The organism is Salinarimonas sp. (assembly GCF_046292825.1).
GTDB lineage: Bacteria > Pseudomonadota > Alphaproteobacteria > Rhizobiales > Beijerinckiaceae > Salinarimonas.
The window spans coordinates 65,183-81,981 of sequence record NZ_JBKBQG010000019.1 but is presented as its reverse complement, the minus strand read 5'-3'; the positions used below and the strand labels follow the sequence as shown (position 1 = coordinate 81,981).

General features: G+C 72.1%; 19 protein-coding genes. 3 read left to right on the top strand and 16 right to left on the bottom strand.

All coding sequences use genetic code 11. From position 1 onward, the window contains the following. Window positions 1–100: 100 nt before the first annotated feature. From ACK4UM_RS11335 to ACK4UM_RS11315, 5 genes are read right to left on the bottom strand one after another with little or no spacing between them, the layout of a single operon-like run. A complete protein-coding gene (locus ACK4UM_RS11335; RefSeq protein ID WP_409798831.1) occupies window positions 101–904 on the bottom strand; it encodes an anti-sigma factor family protein in 804 nt (267 codons plus the stop codon). Between the two features lie 13 nt (window positions 905–917). Then, window positions 918–1,424: a sigma-70 family RNA polymerase sigma factor gene (locus tag ACK4UM_RS11330; protein ID WP_409798830.1), complete on the bottom strand. Its 507-nt coding sequence runs from the start codon at window positions 1,422–1,424 to the stop codon at window positions 918–920. Window positions 1,425–1,470: 46 nt separating this feature from the next. After that, a complete protein-coding gene (locus ACK4UM_RS11325) occupies window positions 1,471–1,869 on the bottom strand; it encodes a hypothetical protein (protein ID WP_409798828.1) in 399 nt (132 codons plus the stop codon). A 15-nt stretch (window positions 1,870–1,884) separates the two neighbouring features. Then, entirely contained in the window at window positions 1,885–2,952 is a 1,068-nt protein-coding gene (locus ACK4UM_RS11320; RefSeq protein ID WP_409798826.1) for a DUF2333 family protein, read from the bottom strand. After that, window positions 2,949–3,377: a hypothetical protein gene (locus ACK4UM_RS11315; RefSeq protein ID WP_409798824.1), complete on the bottom strand. Its 429-nt coding sequence runs from the start codon at window positions 3,375–3,377 to the stop codon at window positions 2,949–2,951. The genes ACK4UM_RS11320 and ACK4UM_RS11315 overlap by 4 nt, the downstream gene beginning before the upstream one ends. A 186-nt stretch (window positions 3,378–3,563) precedes the next feature. Here ACK4UM_RS11315 and ACK4UM_RS11310 point away from each other — a divergent pair, with 186 nt between their 5' ends. Then, complete coding sequence (locus tag ACK4UM_RS11310; protein ID WP_409798822.1) at window positions 3,564–3,860, top strand: hypothetical protein; 297 nt, start codon at window positions 3,564–3,566, stop codon at window positions 3,858–3,860. A gap of 6 nt (window positions 3,861–3,866) precedes the next feature. Here ACK4UM_RS11310 and ACK4UM_RS11305 read toward each other — a convergent pair whose 3' ends face one another. Beyond that, entirely contained in the window at window positions 3,867–4,940 is a 1,074-nt protein-coding gene (locus tag ACK4UM_RS11305) for a helix-turn-helix domain-containing protein (RefSeq protein WP_409798820.1), read from the bottom strand. 139 nt (window positions 4,941–5,079) lie between these two features. Here ACK4UM_RS11305 and ACK4UM_RS11300 point away from each other — a divergent pair, with 139 nt between their 5' ends. Next, complete coding sequence (locus ACK4UM_RS11300) at window positions 5,080–6,129, top strand: alpha/beta hydrolase family protein (protein WP_409798818.1); 1,050 nt, start codon at window positions 5,080–5,082, stop codon at window positions 6,127–6,129. 3 nt (window positions 6,130–6,132) lie between these two features. Here ACK4UM_RS11300 and ACK4UM_RS11295 read toward each other — a convergent pair whose 3' ends face one another. The 9 genes from ACK4UM_RS11295 to ACK4UM_RS11255 form a co-directional block, all read right to left on the bottom strand. Continuing rightward, window positions 6,133–7,923, bottom strand: coding sequence for a complex I subunit 5 family protein (locus ACK4UM_RS11295; protein ID WP_409798816.1), 1,791 nt, complete (start codon window positions 7,921–7,923; stop codon window positions 6,133–6,135). Between the two features lie 4 nt (window positions 7,924–7,927). Next, window positions 7,928–9,418 (bottom strand): complex I subunit 5 family protein, encoded by a 1,491-nt coding sequence (locus ACK4UM_RS11290; RefSeq protein WP_409798814.1) that lies wholly within the window; start codon window positions 9,416–9,418, stop codon window positions 7,928–7,930. Then, window positions 9,415–10,890: a complex I subunit 5 family protein gene (locus tag ACK4UM_RS11285; RefSeq protein ID WP_409798812.1), complete on the bottom strand. Its 1,476-nt coding sequence runs from the start codon at window positions 10,888–10,890 to the stop codon at window positions 9,415–9,417. The genes ACK4UM_RS11290 and ACK4UM_RS11285 overlap by 4 nt, the downstream gene beginning before the upstream one ends. Beyond that, window positions 10,883–11,173 (bottom strand): NADH-quinone oxidoreductase subunit K, encoded by a 291-nt coding sequence (locus ACK4UM_RS11280; RefSeq protein WP_409798810.1) that lies wholly within the window; start codon window positions 11,171–11,173, stop codon window positions 10,883–10,885. Before ACK4UM_RS11280 ends, ACK4UM_RS11285 begins: the two co-directional genes overlap by 8 nt. Next, window positions 11,170–12,108: a hydrogenase subunit MbhD domain-containing protein gene (locus tag ACK4UM_RS11275; RefSeq protein ID WP_409798809.1), complete on the bottom strand. Its 939-nt coding sequence runs from the start codon at window positions 12,106–12,108 to the stop codon at window positions 11,170–11,172. Before ACK4UM_RS11275 ends, ACK4UM_RS11280 begins: the two co-directional genes overlap by 4 nt. Next, window positions 12,108–12,407, bottom strand: coding sequence for a cation:proton antiporter (locus ACK4UM_RS11270; RefSeq protein ID WP_409798807.1), 300 nt, complete (start codon window positions 12,405–12,407; stop codon window positions 12,108–12,110). The genes ACK4UM_RS11275 and ACK4UM_RS11270 overlap by 1 nt, the downstream gene beginning before the upstream one ends. Continuing rightward, the gene (locus ACK4UM_RS11265; protein WP_409798805.1) at window positions 12,404–12,664 is read right to left on the bottom strand and encodes a monovalent cation/H+ antiporter complex subunit F; all 261 of its coding nucleotides are present in this window, start codon (window positions 12,662–12,664) and stop codon (window positions 12,404–12,406) included. Before ACK4UM_RS11265 ends, ACK4UM_RS11270 begins: the two co-directional genes overlap by 4 nt. Then, a complete protein-coding gene (locus tag ACK4UM_RS11260; protein ID WP_409798803.1) occupies window positions 12,661–13,365 on the bottom strand; it encodes a Na+/H+ antiporter subunit E in 705 nt (234 codons plus the stop codon). Before ACK4UM_RS11260 ends, ACK4UM_RS11265 begins: the two co-directional genes overlap by 4 nt. A gap of 365 nt (window positions 13,366–13,730) precedes the next feature. Next, complete coding sequence (locus tag ACK4UM_RS11255; protein ID WP_409798801.1) at window positions 13,731–14,126, bottom strand: hypothetical protein; 396 nt, start codon at window positions 14,124–14,126, stop codon at window positions 13,731–13,733. Window positions 14,127–14,358: 232 nt separating this feature from the next. On the opposite strand from ACK4UM_RS11255, the gene ACK4UM_RS11250 reads away from it, so the two are divergent. Then, complete coding sequence (locus tag ACK4UM_RS11250; protein WP_409798799.1) at window positions 14,359–15,033, top strand: GntR family transcriptional regulator; 675 nt, start codon at window positions 14,359–14,361, stop codon at window positions 15,031–15,033. A 33-nt stretch (window positions 15,034–15,066) separates the two neighbouring features. Here the strand turns inward: ACK4UM_RS11250 and ACK4UM_RS11245 are convergent, their stop codons facing one another. Next, window positions 15,067–16,761, bottom strand: coding sequence for a cation:proton antiporter (locus ACK4UM_RS11245; RefSeq protein WP_409798797.1), 1,695 nt, complete (start codon window positions 16,759–16,761; stop codon window positions 15,067–15,069). Window positions 16,762–16,799 lie beyond the last annotated feature (38 nt).

Sequence of the window (16,799 nt, the reverse complement as noted above, 5' to 3'; positions counted from 1 at the left end):
TTCGCTCCTTCGGAGCGAAAGACCCCATCCGTCTCCGACCCCTGTTCGGGGTCGGAGCCACCTTCCCCTGAGGGGAAGGAGAGCGGCCGCGCCATAATCCTTACCGATGGGCGCGGGCGATGACGGCGCGGCTGACTTCGGTGACGGAATGGTGGGCGACGGCGTCGTCGAAGCGGGAGATCACCGCGTATTCGAGGCCGCCCTCGCTCCAATAGCTCGCGCGTGCATTGGGGAGATCGGCATAGATCGGCGCCCGGGTCTCGACGGCGCTCGCGCTCTTCATCACGAGCGAGAGGCGGTTGCCGCGCTCGTCCTCGTAGATGAACTGGGCGAGCGGGCCCTCCTTGCCGCCGAGCATGCGGGCGCCCACGAGTTCGAGGCCGAGCACGTCGAGCGGCGGCGGGGCGACGCCGCGGCCGAGCTTCTCGGCGAACCAGGCCGAGGCGAAGGTGAGGTTGTCGCCGCGGAATTCCGCCGGATAGACGCGATCCTCCGCGAAGACCTCGTGCGCCCCCGCGGCATCGGCCACGTAGCTCGGATAGGCCGAGAACGCCTCGTCGTAGAGCGCATGGCCGAGCCAGCCGGCGCCGACCAGCAGCGCCGCGGCGGCGGCGTTGCGGGCATAAGCGAGGTAGCGGGCGGAGCGCGGCTCGAGGCGCGCGGCGAGCGCGAGCCTCAGCTGCGTCGTGCGCGGATCCTCGAGCCCGGCCGCGCCGACGACGTCGTCGGCGGCCTCCTTCAGGAGCCGGCTGTCCTCGATATAGGCCTCGACGCGCGCGAACAGCTCCGGATCATCCGCGATGCGCGCGGCGATCTCGGCGTGACGTTCGGGGTCGAGCTTGCCGTCGACGACGCCTTGGATCTCGTCGGCGGTCGGCTCCCTGCGCTCGGTGACGTGCGACATGAGCGGTACTCCTTCAGGACACGAGCCGGAGATGCGGACTCTTCTCGCCCCGCACGACGCGCCGCAGCGCCTCGCGACCGCGGGCAAGCCGCGACATGAACGTTCCGAGCGGGACGTCGAGCACCCGCGCGGCGTCGGAATAGCTCATCTCCTCGATGGCGACGAGCACGATCGGCTCCCGATAATGGTCTGGCAGCCCGCGCAGGGCGTCGAGCACCTGGGCGAGTTCGACGCGGTGCGGCTGCACCGGGCTCTCCGCCGTCTCGGCGAGGGCCGGCTGGGCCGCGTCACGCACGCGCTGCTTGCGCACGTGGTCGATGAAGGCGTTGTGCATGATCCGGAAGAGCCAGGCCCGCAGATCGCTCCCGGGCTGCCAGCTGTGCGCCGCCGCGATGGCGCGGGCGAGGCATTCCTGGACGAGGTCTTCCGCCTCGTCCGGCTTTCGCGTCAGGACCAACGCGTAACGCCGAAGGCTCGCGACCTCGTTCGTCAGCTGGTCCGCCAATTCGCGCCTCGCCACGGCCGTCTCTCCCTCTCTCCATCGCCTCTCTGGATGGACATACGGGTCAGCGGGCGGTTTCATCCCGAGAGCGACGCGAAAGATCTGCGGCAGGAGGCCGCACCCCTCCCGAATCCGCCGGGACGGCGAAGCGCGCATGGATCAGGATCGCGCCGCCCGACACGGCATGGGCGACGAAGGCGGCGAGGGGGACGGGGAAGAGCGGCGCGACCACGAAGGGCGCGCCGACCACGACGAGCCCGAACAGGGTCATGGCGAGCCCGTCGTGGCGCGCCGGCTCCGCCGCCGCCTTCGCGGCGAGGAGGACGCCGAGCGTGGCGAGCAGCCCCGCGGCGATCCCCGCCGCCCCCGAGAGATCGAGCGCCATCGCGAGGGCGAGGAGCACGAGCGAGGCGGCGAGGAGCGCCAGCGGCGCCGGGATGCGGCTGAGGTCGATCTCGGGCATGGCGACGTCCTCCCGTCAGAAGCTGAGCGTGAGGACCAGCTCGTTGAGCTGGACCACGGCTCGGTTGATGTAGAAGCCCTGCAGAACGAGGTGATTGGCGAGCACGCTGTCGGTGCGGGCGTTCATCACCACGAGGGGATTGAGCTGGGAGGCGTAGCGCAGCGTCGTCACCGCCTGCCGCCACACCGAGGTGAGGCCGCGCTGGTCGATGAGCACCTCGAAATCGCGCCCGAGCTCGCGCAGGAGCAGGTAATAGGCGTAGGTGATGCCCTTGTTGCGGAAGAAGATGTCGTCCGCCTCGAAATCGAGCATCCACGAGGTGCGGCTGCGGCTGTGCTCCTCGAGCAGCGCCGTCTGCGAGCCGAGATCGGCCGAGATGCGGGTGAGCGTCGCCGCGAGCGCGTCGCCGCGCCGCTCGAAGATCGCCCGCCCCTGCGCGAGGCGCGTGTTGTAGGAGGTCAGCGCCCGCAGCGCCGAGCGGTATTGCTGATCGCTCGTCACCGTCGGCATCAGCGACTTGGCGAGCTCGATGTGCCAGATGTCGCCGGGGAATTGCAGGAAGCCCGCCGCGCGCTCGAGATCCGGGTCCGCCCGCGAGGAGCCGCGCGCGCGCCCGAGATGATCGAGGAGCTCGAACGAGAAGCGCGCGACCGCGTGGATGATGCCGAGCTGGAAGTTCGGCGCGTTGTCGCGCAGGCCGCCGGGCATGAACATCGGCTGATTGGGCATCCAGCCATGCACGTTCACCTCGCGATCGACGAGGCCGATCGCCATGTTGATCGCATGGCTGCCGCCCTCGATGGGTGCGGGCGGCACGAAATCGGGATTGTCGTCGAGGCGCGTCATCACGGCGCCCAGAACCCCGAAATAGAGGACCAGGAACGCGGCGAAGATGATCGTCACGCGCTTGGCGATGGTCTTGCGGTCGCGCCCGAGCGCGGCGCGCGAGGCCTTGGCCGCGAGCGCGCGCGCGAGATCGGCACGCTGCTTCTTCTTGTCGGGCACCGGGACGAGGGCGCGCGAACGGCCGTCGCCGGGGCCGGCCTCGTCGGGTCCGAGATGATCCGCGGTCGTCGACGTCACGTCCTGTCTCCCTCGTTCTCGAGGCGCGCGGCCGCGCTGTTGAGGACCAGCATCGCCAGGACGAAGGCGAGGAGCGCGACGAGCATCGGCTCGACGCCGAACTTCAGGATGCCGAAGGCGCCCGAGATCGCGAACTGGATCGCGAGCGCCCAGCCGATCAGCGGGCTGCGGCGCAGGAGCCCGACGAGCGGCGCGAGGCCGTTCTCGGCGAGAGCGTCGAGCGTGCGGGCGGCGATCGCGCCGGGCAGCCGCGCGAGCCTGGCCGGCAGCCGCTCCGCCAGGGCGACGATCCGCGCGAGCGCGCCCCGCGCCTCGGCGATCGGCAGGCTCGGCACCGGCACGGGCAGGCCGCGCACGAGCGGCGGGGCGATCAGCACGTCGGTCCGCGGCTCGACGCGCTCCTCGACGAGGGTTTCTTCGGGCATTCGCATCACGGCCTCCCACGATGAGCTCTCGGACCCGCAAACGAGCGGGAGCGCGGTTTCATCCCGAGGAGGGGTGCGACATGGGCGCGGCGCCGGCGTCGCATCGACATTGCGTCGCGGCGGGGATTAGCGCCCGCGCGCGCGCGTTTGCCGAAGGCAGACCACTCGAGAGCAAGGAGAATGACGATGCTCATTCGTGGCGGAGAGAAGGTCCGGCTCGCCGACGACACGCCGCGCGCGGGCCTCCTGCGTGGCGGCCTCGCGAGCCTGAAGGCGGCCTATCGCGCCTGGCGGCACGAGCGCGATCTCGCGGTGATCGCGCGACGGCTGCGGCGCCTGTCGGATCGGCGCCTCTCGACGATCGGCCTGTCGCGGTCCACCCTCGAGCTCGACCTCGAGCGCATGGCGCGGCGCGCGGAGCACAAGCGGAGCGCCCTCCCCTCGCCCGGCGAGCACGGCGACGTCCCCCTGCTGCCGCGCTGAGGACAGCTACGCCGTCTCGGCGCGGTCCTGGTCCCGCTTCGCCCCATCCCCGTCGAGCGCGGCGCGACGGGCGCTCGGCGTCTCGCCGACGATGCGCAGGAATTCGCGGTTGAAGTTCGATTTCGTGGCGAAGCCCGACGCGAGCATCGCCGCCGTGACGGTGTCCCCCGCCGCGAGACGGCGACAGGCCGCCTCCACCCGATGACGGTTGACGAAGCGGGAGACGTTCTCGCCCGTGGTGCGATTGACCGCGGCCGACAGCGCCTTCGCCGACACGCCGAGGCGGCGTGCGAGGCGGGTCAGGGTGAGATCCGGGTCGAGATGCGGCGCGCGCTCCGCCATCAGCCGGTCGAGCCGCTCCATGATCGCGGCATCCTCTCCCGGATCGGGCCGCCGTCCCTGCGAATTCGCGTCCTGCGTCTCGGGCTCGGTCTCCGGCTCCTGCCGGTCCGGATCGAGCGCGGGCGTCAGCGCGATCGCGCCGATGGCGAGCAGGTACCCCGTCGCCGCGACGCTGAGCACCCAGCCGGCGAGGACGGGGCGGTCGGCCGAGAGCGCGAGCGCGATGGCGACGTCGCTCGCGGCCGAGACGACGAGCGCCGCGCCGACGAGCCGCCACATCCGCACCGTCCCGCCGCCGTGCTCGAGCCGCGCGAGCGGGACTCCGTCGGCGCCGGCCCTCACGGCGAGCGCGATCGCGAGCCCGTAGGCGGCGAACAAAGCCGGGATCGCGACGTCGAGCGCCGGCGGAGCGAGCGCGGCCAGTGCCGCCACGCCGATCGGCCCGGCCGCATGCGGCAGATCGCGCGTCAACGCGCGCCCCCGCACCGCCCCGCGCCGGAAGGCGACCCAGGCGAGCGGCGGTATCGCCACGGCGGAGACGGGCTGGATCGCCCGCGCGAATTGCCAGTGCCAATGCTGCGCCAGCGAGACGACGAGAAGCTGCACCGCGCTCATCCCGATCAGGACGAGGAGCGTGCGCGCCGCGTTTCCCCTCAGATGCGCGAGGAGGAGGAGGCCGGCGAGCGCCAGCGCACCGAAGAGGGGGACGGGCAGGCTCGGGAGAGGGATCGGTTCCATGCGGGGTCGAAGCGCGCGCGCTCTGGCGAGCGGGAGAGTGCGGGATCGCGTTCTAGCACGTCCTCGATCCGGATCGAGGACGCCGCGCAGGCTTCGGCATGGAAGGACGGGAGGCGACCCACGACAGGAGCCACACCCGATGACACGCCGCCTCGCCACCATCGCCGCCCTCGCCGTCCTGATCGCGGGACGAAGCGTCGCCGCACCCGCCGAGATCGCGCCCGGACTCCTCGAGACGACGTTCTCCGTCGCGCACCACGCCACGCCGATCGCGGGCGCGATCTGGTTTCCGGCGCGCGAGGCGGGAGCGTCGCAGATCGTGTTCGAGAACGCGGTCTTCGAGGGCGTCCTCGCGCAGCCGGGAGCCGTGCCCGAAGCCGGCGCGCATCCGCTCGTCCTGCTCTCGCACGGGTTCCGAGGCACCCAACGCTCGCTCGCCTGGCTCGCGGCGGGCCTCGCCGCCCGTGGCGCGATCGTGGTGGGGATCGACCATCCCGGCAGCAGCTTCGCCGATTTCGACCTGCCGCGCGCCCAGAGTCCCTGGACTCGCGCGCAAGACCTCTCCGCCGTGCTCGACGCGATGCTCGACGACCCGCCCGCGGGCCTCGCGATCGACGGCGAGCGGATCGCCGCAATCGGGTTCTCGTATGGCGGAGACACGGTCCTGAGGCTCGCAGGGCTTCTCGGCGACCGCGACGCCTATCGCTCCTCGTGCCTCGCCGATTTCGGCGCGGGCGGGCACTGCGACCTCCTCGAACGGGAAGGCTTCGACCTCGGCAGCCTCGACCCGGTGCTCTGGAACGGCGATCGGCGCGATCCGCGTCTCTCCCATGTCGCGGCGATCGACCCCGGACCGCTCTACCCGATGGCGGTGCACCAGGTCGCCGCGATCGCGACGCCGTTGCTGCTCGTCGGCCTCGGCGAGGGCGCGGATCGCCTGAAGGACACCGATTTCTCGGACGACGGCAGCGGCCTCGCATCGCTCCTCGCCGCGGCGGGCAAGGACGTGTCGATCGTCGAGATCGCGCCCGCCTGGCACTTCACGGCGATGCCCCTCTGCCGTCCCGGCGGCCCGGCGATGCTCGCGGACGAAGGGGACGACCCCGTCTGCGACGACCCGCCGGGCACCGATCGGGCGGCGGCGCATGCGCGGATCATCGCCGAGGTCGCAGCGTTTCTCGGCTTGTGAGGCTCACGGGACCGGGGTGACCGGCTCCGGCTCGAGCGCCTCCTCGGCGCCCTCCGCCTCGCTCTCCGTCACCTCCCCGCCCGGCGCCGCCACGGCCTCCGCTTGCGGCGACCTGAGCTCGAGGAAGCCGACGACGAGCACCGCGGCGATCAGGGCCGCGATCGCGGTCTGGCCGAGGCGCATCGTCTCGGCGCGCTCGGAGAGCGCGGCGGGGACGCGGCGGGCGCGCACGGCGATCGCGCGGCCGATCCGGCTCGCGGCGCGCGCGATCGCCTCCTGCGCGAGGACGATCGGCGCCGTGATCTGCCGCCAGAAGGCGCCGGGGCCGATCGCCAGCGCGTGCGCGCGCACGATCGCGGCGAGGGCGACGAGGGCGCCGACGACGATCGGCAGCGGGTCGGCGGGCTTCGCCGCGAGCGCCGCATAGGCCGGGGCCGGCGCGATCAGCGGCCACAGGAACGGCAGCAGAGCCGAGAGCGTCGCGAGCGCGAGGAAAGGCGCGGCGAGGCTCTCCGGCTCGGCGCGCAGCGGTGCGGGCGCTCCGGGCGGGTTCGTCCAGAGCGTGAAGCCGAAGCGCGCCATAAGCAGCGTCGTCGCGACCCCCGAGAGCACGAGCGCGGTCACGAGCCACGGCGCCCAGGCCTGCGAGCCGCCGTTCTCCAAGGCGGCCTTCAACGCCTCCTTGCCGAGCGCCCCCGAGGTCATGGCGAGCCCCGCGAGGCTGAGCGCGGGGCCGGCGAGGAGGAGGAGGACGAGGAGCCGCGCCCGCTCGCTCCCGCTCGCGCCGAACAGGCCCGCGCCGAGGAAGAGCGCGCCCTTCGCGAGCGCGTGATGGGCCGCGAGGAAGACGACGACCGGCAGGACGACCGCCCAGGATGCGGGCTCGATCAGCCCCGCGCCGAGCGCCAGCGCCACGATGCCCATCTGGCTCACGCTCGAGAAGCCGAGCACGGCCTTGGGGCTCGTCTCGCGCAGGCCGAGCAGCACGGCGGCGAACATCGTGACGAGGCCCGCGGCCGTGACCACCGTACCGTGGTCCGGCATCGCCTGGAGGCCGAGCGGCAGGCTCGCCAGCATGCCGTAGAGGCCCGCCTTGATCATCGCGCCCGACAGCACCGCGCTCGCCGGCACGGGCGCCGCGCCGTGCGCGGGCGGCAGCCAGAAATGGAGCGGCATGATGCCGAGCTTCACCGCGAAGCCGCCGATGAGGAGCGCCGCCGAGAGGCCCGACAGCTCGGCCGCGCGCAGGTCCGCGAGCAGCGCCGAGCCCGCCTCGCGGGTGGCGAGCACGAGCCCCGCGAAGAGCGCGAGCTCGCCCGCGATCACGAAGGCGATGTAGAGCCGCCCCGCGCGATAGGCGCCCTCGCTGCGGCCGTGCACGACGAGGCCGAAGGAGGAGAAGCTCATCAGCGCGAACAGCGCGTAGAAGGTGAAGGCGTCGCCGGCGAGGATCAGGCCGAGATTGCCCGCCATCGCGAGGAGGAAGCACACGACGAACGAGGTCGCGTGCGCGTCCTCGCGCATCCAGCGCCGCGCCGTCGCCGCGGCCGCGCACCAGAGGAGCGCCGTGAAGGCGAGGAAGGTGCTGCCGATCGGCTCGAGCGCGATCGTCGTGCCCATCATCAGCCAGGGCTCGCTCGTCGCGACGGGCGGCACGAGGAGGGCGAGCGCGAGCGCCGGCAGCGGCGCCGCGGGCGCGAGCCGCAGGACGAGCGGGCGCGCGCCGGGGCGGATCGCGAGGAGCGCGAGCGCGAGGGGGGCCAGGATGGCGGCATGCAGCGCGAGGTCGGTCATCACGTCACTCCCGGTACTCGATCTCGACGACGAAGCGGGTCCACTCGAGCGGGCTGAAGGGGGCGTTGGCGAGCCCGCCCGCGATCAGCACGAGGGCGGCGGTCACGAGCGGCGGCGCGGCGAGCATCCAGCCGATCGGCGCCTTGGCCGGGCGCGCGGCGCTCTCCGCCGCCTCGTCGACGAACCAGGCGCGGTGGAGCATCGGCAGGAAATAGGCCGCGTTCAGCAGGCTCGATCCGAGGAGGAGCGCGATCACCCAGCCCTGCCCGGCATCGAGGCTCCCCGTCGCGAGGTACCACTTGCTCACGAAGCCCGCGAGCGGGGGCAGGCCGATCATCGCGAGCGCGGCGAGCGAGAAGGCGAGCATCGTGCCCGGCATCCGACGCCCCACCCCGTTCATGGCGCTGACGCTCTTCACGCCGAGCCCCTCGGCGAGGTTGCCCGCGCACATGAACATCGTGATCTTCATCAGACCCTGGTGGATGAGGTGCGCGAGCGCCCCCACCGCCGCGATCGGGCTCGCGAGCGCGACGCCGAGCGTGATGTAGCTCACCTGCGAGACGGTCGAGTAGGCGAGCCGCTTCTTGATGTCGTCCTGCGTCATCGCGCGCAGCGAGCCGTAGAGGATCGTGATCGCGGCCGCGACCGCGAGCGGCGTCGTGACGCCGAGCGCCACCGCGGTGTCGATGCCGAAGATCTCGTAGACGATGCGCATGATGCCGAAGGCCCCCGCCTTGACGACCGCGACCGCATGGAGGAGCGCCGAGACGGGCGCGGGCGCCACCATCGCGATCGGCAGCCAGGCGTGGAACGGCACGAGCGCGGCCTTCACCCCCACGCCGCAGATGAGGACGAGGAAGAGGATCGACGCCTGGACGGGCGAGGCCGCGGCGATCTCGCCGAGCATGCCGCCCGCGACGAAATCGGTCGAGCCGGCGAACACCCACAGCCACAGCGTGCCCACGAGCAGAACGAGGCCGCCGGCGAGCGTGTAGATCAGGTAGATCCGCCCCGCCCGCAGCGCCTCCTTCGTGCCCTTGTGGATGACGAGCGGATAGGTCGCCATCGTCAGGAGCTCGTAGAAGACGAGGAACGTGAACAGATTGCCGGCCATGGCGATGCCGACGGTGGCCGCCACGCACAAGGAGAAGAACCCGAAGAAGCGCGCCCGATGGGGCCCCTTCTCCAGATAGCCGACCGAATAGACGGTCGTGATCAGCCACAGCACCGACGAGAGCGCGATGAACAGGACCGCGAGCGGATCGGCCTGCAGCTTCAGCTCGAGCCCAGGCAGGACCTCGAAGCCGACGCCGTAGATCGTGCCCTGCGAGACCTTCCAGCTCAGCCACGCGACGAGGCAGACCTTGAGGCTCGCGCCCACGAGGTTGATCGTCGTGCGCAGGCGCGCGCTGCGCTCGGGCAGCGCGAACAGGATCGGCGCGATCCCGAGCGAGGTGAGCAGGATCGCGAGCGGCAGGAGGGTGACCTCGGTCATGGCATGGCTCCGAACGGCGCGCCGATGGCGGTCAAGGCGAGGATCTGCGCGGCGACGAGGCCCGACGCGACGGCGGCGAAGGCGAGGACGAGCGGCGGCGCGTCGGCGATCGCCCAGCCCTGGTGCTCGCCCACCGGCGCGGGCGCGCGATCGAAGCGCAGGAAGCCGATCAGCGGCCGGCTGAGATAGGCGACGCTGAAGAGCGTGCCGACCATCGCCACGACCACGAACGGCACCGCGCCGGCGCGCAGCGCGCCCTCCATCAGGAGCCACTTGCCGGCAAAGCCCGCGCTCGGCGGCAGACCGATCAGCGAGATCGCGGCGAGCGCGAAGGCGAATTGCGCGAGCGTCGGCCGAACGGGCGTGCGGTCGAGCTCGGCGATGCGGTCGTGCCCGACCTCCTCGGCGATGCGGCCGGCGGCGAGGAACATGGCGGCCTTCGCCACCGCGTGGGCGACGACGAGCAGCACCGCGCCCTGCCAGGCCGCCTGCGCGCCGATCGTGTCGGCGAGCGCGAAGGCGACGCACATGAGCCCGATCTGCGCCACCGTCGACCAGGCGACGAGGAGCTTGAGCCGCTGCGCGCGCAGCGCCTGCACCGAACCCCAGACGATCGCGCCCGTACCCATCAGGCCGACGATCAGGCCGATCAGGTCGGAGGGCTGGAAGATCTCGATCCAGAAGCGCAGCAGGATGTAGAGCGAGCCCTTGAGCACGAGCCCCGACAGGAGCGCGCTCGCCGGCGCGGTGGCGTTGGCGTGGGCCCGCGGCAGCCAGAAATGCAGCGGGAAGAGCGCAGTCTTGAGCGCGAGGCCCACCAGCATCAGCGCGAAAGCGGCGATCATCGCCGGCTCGCCCGCGTGCTGCGCGACGCCCGCGAAATCGAGCCGCCCCGCCTCGAGATAGACGAAGCCCACGCCCATCAGGAAGGCGAGCGCGCCGAGCATGCTCGCGACCATGTATTCGAAGCCCGCCCGCATCGCCTCGAGCTTGCCCGAGAGCACGGTGAGCCCGATCGCGGCGAGCGCGATCACCTCGATCATGACGTAGAGGTTGAACACGTCGGTCGAGACGTAGGCGCCGTTCAGCCCGGCCAGCAGGAGGAGCCAGAGCGGCCAGAAATAGCGGCGCATGCGCTCGTTCTCCGCGCCCGGACGATGGGCGCCGAAGGTGTCGAGCGCGCCGAGGCTGACGAAGAGGCCGACGAGCGCGGTCATCGCGAGCATGACGATGCCGAGCCCGTCCGCGCGCAGGTCGAGACCGAGCGGGGCGCCCCAGCCGCCGAGCTGCACGACGACCGGCCCCTCCGCAACGACTCGCAGCGCGAGGAGCCACACGCACGCCGCCGTCGCGGCGACGCTCGCGAGGCCGAGCGCGGGGGCCCGGCGCGGCGCGAGCACGGTCGCGACCGCGCCGACGAGCGGCACGAAGACGGCGAGCGCGAGCCAATCGAGGGCGAAGAGGTCAGGCATCGGTTCCGCTCTCCAGGCTGTGGATGCGACGGATCAGGGTGAGCGCCACCGCGGTCGCGCTGACCATCACGACGATTCCCGTGATGACGAGGGCGTGCGGGATCGGGTCCGCCGAGAGCGGCGGCGCCCGCCAGGCGGCGACGACGAGGACGAAGCTCGCGCCGACCCCGCAGAGCTTGAGGGCGAGCACCCGGCGCAGGCCGTCGAGGGCGCACAGCGCGCCGAACAGCCCGATGCCGAAGACGAGGATGCCGGCGATGCCGAAGATCAGCCCCGAGCTCATTGGCGCGTCTCCATCTTGGCGAGGGCGAGGGGCTCGCGGCCGTGGAAGAGGGCCGCGAGCGTGGCCGCGATCGAGATCGTGAGCAGCGCCTCGACGAGCATGATCAGCGTCTTGGCGTGGTCGAGCGGGTACTCGAAGGTCGCGCGCCCGCCCTGCGCCACGAACAGCGCCACCGCCGCGAAGGCCGCCGTGCCGATCACGAAGACGACCCGCGCCGCGCCGCGATGGCCCGGCAGCGGCCGGTATCCGCCCGCGATCAGGAGGAGGAGCCCCACCGCCGCGATCACCGCGCCGCCCTGGAAGGCGCCGCCGGGCGCATAGGCGCCGACCCACAGGAGATAGGCCCCGACGACGACCGCCGCCGGCAGCGCGAGCCGCGCGACGCCGGCATAGACCTCGCCCAGCACCGGAGCCGGCGCCTGCGCCACGCCGCGCTCGATCGACCAGACGGCAACGATGGCGACGAGGAGGACGACGACCTCCATCAGGGTGTCGAAGGCGCGGAAATTGAGGAGGACCGCGGTCACCGGGTGCTCGACGCCGCTCGCCGCCATGTTCTGCGCGACCGCCGGGATCAGCCCGGGCTGCTCGAGCGGGGTCGCGAGGAAGGCGCCGATGCAGGCGAGCGTGACGACCGCGCACAAGGCCGCGTTCGCCGCGATCGGCCCGAACAGGGGCGCGCCCGCCGCGATCCGCTCGCGCCGCAGGTGGTGGAGCGTCTTCAGGAGGAGCGCGCCGGTCACCCCGGTGCCGATCGCCGCCTCCGCGAGCGCGACGTCCGGCGCCGACAGCCGCACCCAGGCGAGCGCCGAGAGCAGGCCGAAGACGACGAAGGCGACGATCATCGCGAAGCGGTCGCGCATCGCGAGCACGCTCGCGGCCATGGCGACGAGCGCGATCGCGAGGATCAGGTCGAAGAGGACGAGCGCGTCCATCACATCCCCCTTTCCGCGGCGGCGTCCGCACGCGCCGAGCGCGCGACGAGATGCGAGCAGGTCGCGCTCGAGAGCGCCACGAACAGCCAGATGAGCACGAGCCGCGCCGCCTCCCCCGCCGTGCCGACGAGGAGCGCCGCGCCGAGGCAGACGAGCGCGAGGCCGAGCCCGTCGGCCTTGGTCAGCGCGTGCAGGCGGCAGAAGGTGTCGGGAAAGCGCAGGAGGCCGACGGTGCCGACGACGAAGAAGCCGGCGCCGGCGAGGATCAGCGCGCCCGCGAGGATGTCGACGAGGATCATTCCACTCTCCGGTATCCGAAGGCGACGAAGGCGACGAGGGTGACGGCCGCGAGCAGCGCGAAGACGAGCGCCACGTCGAGGAGCGCGGGCATGTCGGTCGCGATCGCGAGGAGGACGAGGATCGCGACCGTCGTCGTGCCGACGAGCTGGGCCGCGAGCATCCGGTCGGCCGGCACCCCGCCGCGGAAGACGGGGAGCAGCCCCGCGATCAGCGAGAGGACGAGGACGACGGCGACGCCCGAGAGGAAGCCGGTCATGGCCGCGCCTCCGCCTGCCGGGCCTCGGGAGCGAGCGCGAAGAGGTCGATCACCCGCGTCTCCAGGCGATCGAGCTCGGCCTGCATGTCCATGCGCGCATCGAGCATGTGGACGACGACGTGGTCCGCGTGGAGCTCGGCGGAGAGGGTTCCCGGCAGGAGCGTGATCGTGTTGGCGAAGAGGATGCGCGGGGCGCCGTTCGGCAGCCGGTCGCGATAGCGCGCGAAGCCCGGCGCGAGCGGCATCCGCCAGGCGAGCGCGCGGCGGGCGACGTCGAGGGCGCCCAGCACCGATTGCCAGGCGAAGAAGGCCGCAAAGCGCAGGAGGCCGACCGCCGACACGCGCCAGCGGCTCGCGGGCGTCGTCGCGTAGGCGAGCGCGCTCGCGGCCAAGACGGCCGGCGCGCCGAAGGCCCAGCTGTCCGCCCCGCCGCCGCTGAGGAGCGCCCACAGGCCGGCGCCGACGGGGATCATCCAGAGCGCCCGGCGCAGCCGACGGCCGACCGGCACCGGCCCCTCCGAAGAGACCGGCGGCGCCGGCAGGCGGGCGGCGACGAGCGCCGGCTCCGTCGCCGCGCGCTTGGCCAGCGTCCCCTCGACCGCGACGCGGCGAGGCTCCAGGCGCACGGGGAGCGCGGTCGTGCGCGCCTCCTCCCGCGCAGCCCCGTCGCTCCGGTACTCGTCTCGGTCGATCGCGTGCATGCGGCCTCCTCCTCCAACTCTCTCCGGCACGTCCCTCCAGCCCGCTCTCGAGCCGGGAAAGCAGCGCCCACCGCGCGCCGGGACGACGGCCGCGCGAGAGCGCGCGGCGCATCTCGGTCTCGCGATGGGCGATCCTCGGATGTGCTGTCGTGGGAAGAACGGGGCGGGGGGAGGCTTAATCCGGGCGATGGCGTCGATTTCGCTGAAATTCGACCCGAATCGACGGAAAAAATGCCGCAGCTCGTCAATGACGGCCAAGGACGCGCGGCATTCCTGCGCGTTTCTCGACGGCGCACCAAAGCGAAACGCCCGGCCGGGTCTCCCCAGCCGGGCGCTCGCGGATCGGAACCTGTGGGGGGCGGCGATCAGGTGGTGGCGGCGCCGTCCGTGCCCGCATCCGCCTTGTCGGCCGCCTGCTTGGCCTTGAGGAACTCGTAGCCGACGGCGCCGATGATCGCGAGGCCGGCGAGCGTGTGGATCGCGAACGAGGCGGAGGTCATGTAGCCGAAGCCGATGACCCACGGCGCGAGCAGCGTGCCGACGCCGACCGCGAGCAGGAGGCGCGAGTCGAGCTTGTCGGGCGAGAGCGCGTTCTTGCCCCACAGGAGCAGCGCCGCGCCGCCGAACAGGATCGCGGTCGCCACCGCCGCCCCGTAGAACAACCCGAAGATCGGCGCGAGCAGGAGGGCGAGAGCCGCGCCGAACGGCACGGCGCCGACACCCTTCATGTGGGCCCGCAAGGTGGTGATCTTCTCCTGCATGTCATCTCTCCCCGGTGTCATGGATCGTCGATCGCCGACGCGGAGACGGGCGTTGCACGCGCCTCGCCGACCGGCAGCTCGCGACAAGAACGGGCCGGCCCGGCACCCCATCCACCCCGGCGATCACAAATTCGTGATCGGGGAACGGACGGACGATTGGCGCCTCGGCACGCCGCTCGCTAGATTGCGGGCGAGACGAGCCAGCCCGCCCCCGCCCGAGCCACGATCGCCCATGAACCTCCACGCCAACCCCACGGACGAGAGCCAGGCGCAGCTCGCCTATCGGCTGATCGAGGAGATGATCGTCACGCTCGCGCTCGCGCCCGGCAGCCGCGTCTCCGAGAACGCGCTCGCGCAGCGGCTCGGCATCGGCCGCACGCCGGTGCGCGAGGCCATGCAGCGCCTCGCCCGCGAGGGCAGCCTGCGCATCCTGCCGCGCGCGGGGGCGATCGTCTCCGAGATCGACGTCGCCGACCAGTTCAAGCTGATCGAGGTGCGCCGCGGGCTCGAGCGGGTGATGGCCGGGCGTGCGGCGCGCCTGCGCGACGTCTCCGAGGAGGTGCGCTTCCGCGCGCTCGCCGACGGCTTCCTGCGGGCGGCGCAGGCCAACGACGAGGCGCTGTTCATCGCCACCGACCGCGAGTTCAACGCCCTCGTCGCCGCCTCCGCGCGCAACAAGTACGCCGCCGCCGCCATGGCGCCGATCCAGGCGCAGACGCGGCGCTTCTGGTATCTCGATTTCCGGCGCTTCGGCGATCTCGGCCGCGTCGCGCGCCTGCACGCCGACATCTGCGCGGCCATCGTCGCGGCCGACGAGCCCGCCGCCCAAGCGGCCTCCGACGCGCTGATCGACCATGTCGAGGAATACACCCGCGCGACGCTCGACGACCTCCTGCGCAAGGGTTGAGCGAGCGGAGGCGGGCAGCCTCTCGCCCGGCCGTCACGCCACCCCGACCACTGGTGCGGGCTCGCCCCGCGCGTCGATCTCCGCCATGCGCTCGCCGGCCCGCTCGGCGGCTTCCGCGAAGGGCTGGAGGATGATGTCGGCACCGGCCCGCGAGAGGTGGCGCGCATCGACCGGATCGTGGCTGCGCACCGCGATGCGGCCGGAGAACCCGGCCTCGCGCAGGGCCTGGATGACGACGATGCGGTTGTCGTCGTGGGTGACGCCCATCCGCTCCGGCGGCGGCGTCGCGATGACGGCCCAGCGCGCGCTCGACAGCGGCAGCGAGGCGGGGAATTCCGGATCGAGCGCGTCGCCGTAGATGCCCGGCAGCCCGCGCTTGCGCCAGCGCTCGAGCGCCTCCGGGTCGAAATCGACGCCCACGATCGACAGCCCCTGCCCGTGCAGCACCTTGGCGATCTCCCGCCCGTAGCGGCCGACGCCGAAGAGGATGACGTCGACGCTCTCGCCTTCCGCCACGTGCTCCTCGCGTTCGCGATAGGGGTCGCGCCGCTCCGCCCAGCCGATCAAAGGCTCGAAGACGGCGTAGAGGCGCTGCGAATAGAGGATCATGTAGGTCGACAGCGTGATGGTCACGAGGCCCACCAGCGTCACGAGCCCGATCGATTCGCCCGCCACGTGCCCGAGCGCGACGCCCATCGCCATGAAGATGAGCGAGAACTCGCTGATCTGCGCCACCGTCAGCCCGGCGAAGAAGCCGATGCGCTTTCGGTAGCCGAGCACGCCCATGATGATCAGCACGATCAGCGGGTTGCCGATCAGCACGAAAGCCGAGAGCACGATCGCCGGGAAGACCTGGTCGCCGAGCGTGCCGAGCCGCAGAGCCGAGCCGAGCGCCACGAAGAAGAACAGCAGGAGGAAATCGCGCAGCGACGAGAGCCGCGAGGCGATCGCCTCGCGATAGGAGGTCGAGGCGAGCGAGACGCCCGCGATCAGCCCGCCGAGTTCCTTGCCGAGCCCGATCACGTCGCACAGAGCCGCGAAGAACACCGCCCAGGCGAGCGCGAAGGTGACGAGAAGCTCCGGCACCCCCGAAATGTGCTTCAACAGCCGCTCGGCGCCGTAGCGGATGAACAAGGCGACCGCGCCGACGAGCACGACGCCCGCGACGAGCGTCCCCCCGATCCCGAGCCCCGCCGGACTTCCGGTCGCGCCCACCCCGAGCGTCGAGAGCACGATCATCGCGAAGACGACGACGATGTCCTGCACGATCAGGAACCCGATCGCGATGCGCCCGTGCAGCGAATCGACCTCGCGCTTGTCCGAGAGGAGCTTGACGATGATGATCGTCGAGGAGAACGTCAGCGCCACCGCGATGTAGAGGCTCGTGACGTGGTCGAGCCCGAGCGCGAGGCAGATGAAATAGCCGACGATCGCCGTGAACCCGACCTGGCCGAGCCCGGTCGCCAGCGATACCGTGCCGAGCGAGCGGATCACCTGGAAGTCGAGCTTGAGGCCCACCAGGAACAGGAGCACCGCGATGCCGATCTCGGCGAGGAGCTCGATATGCTCCGCGTCGTGGACGATGCCGAGCACGTCCGGCCCCGCGACGATGCCGGTCGCGATGAAGGCGACGACGAGGGGCTGCTTGAGGAGGTGGCCGACGAGCCCGATCGCGGCGGCGAGCGCGAGCAACAGGGCGATCTCGTAGAAGACGTATCCATCGGCCATCGCGGCTCGGTTTCCCTCTCTGTGGCGGTGCGGCGCGA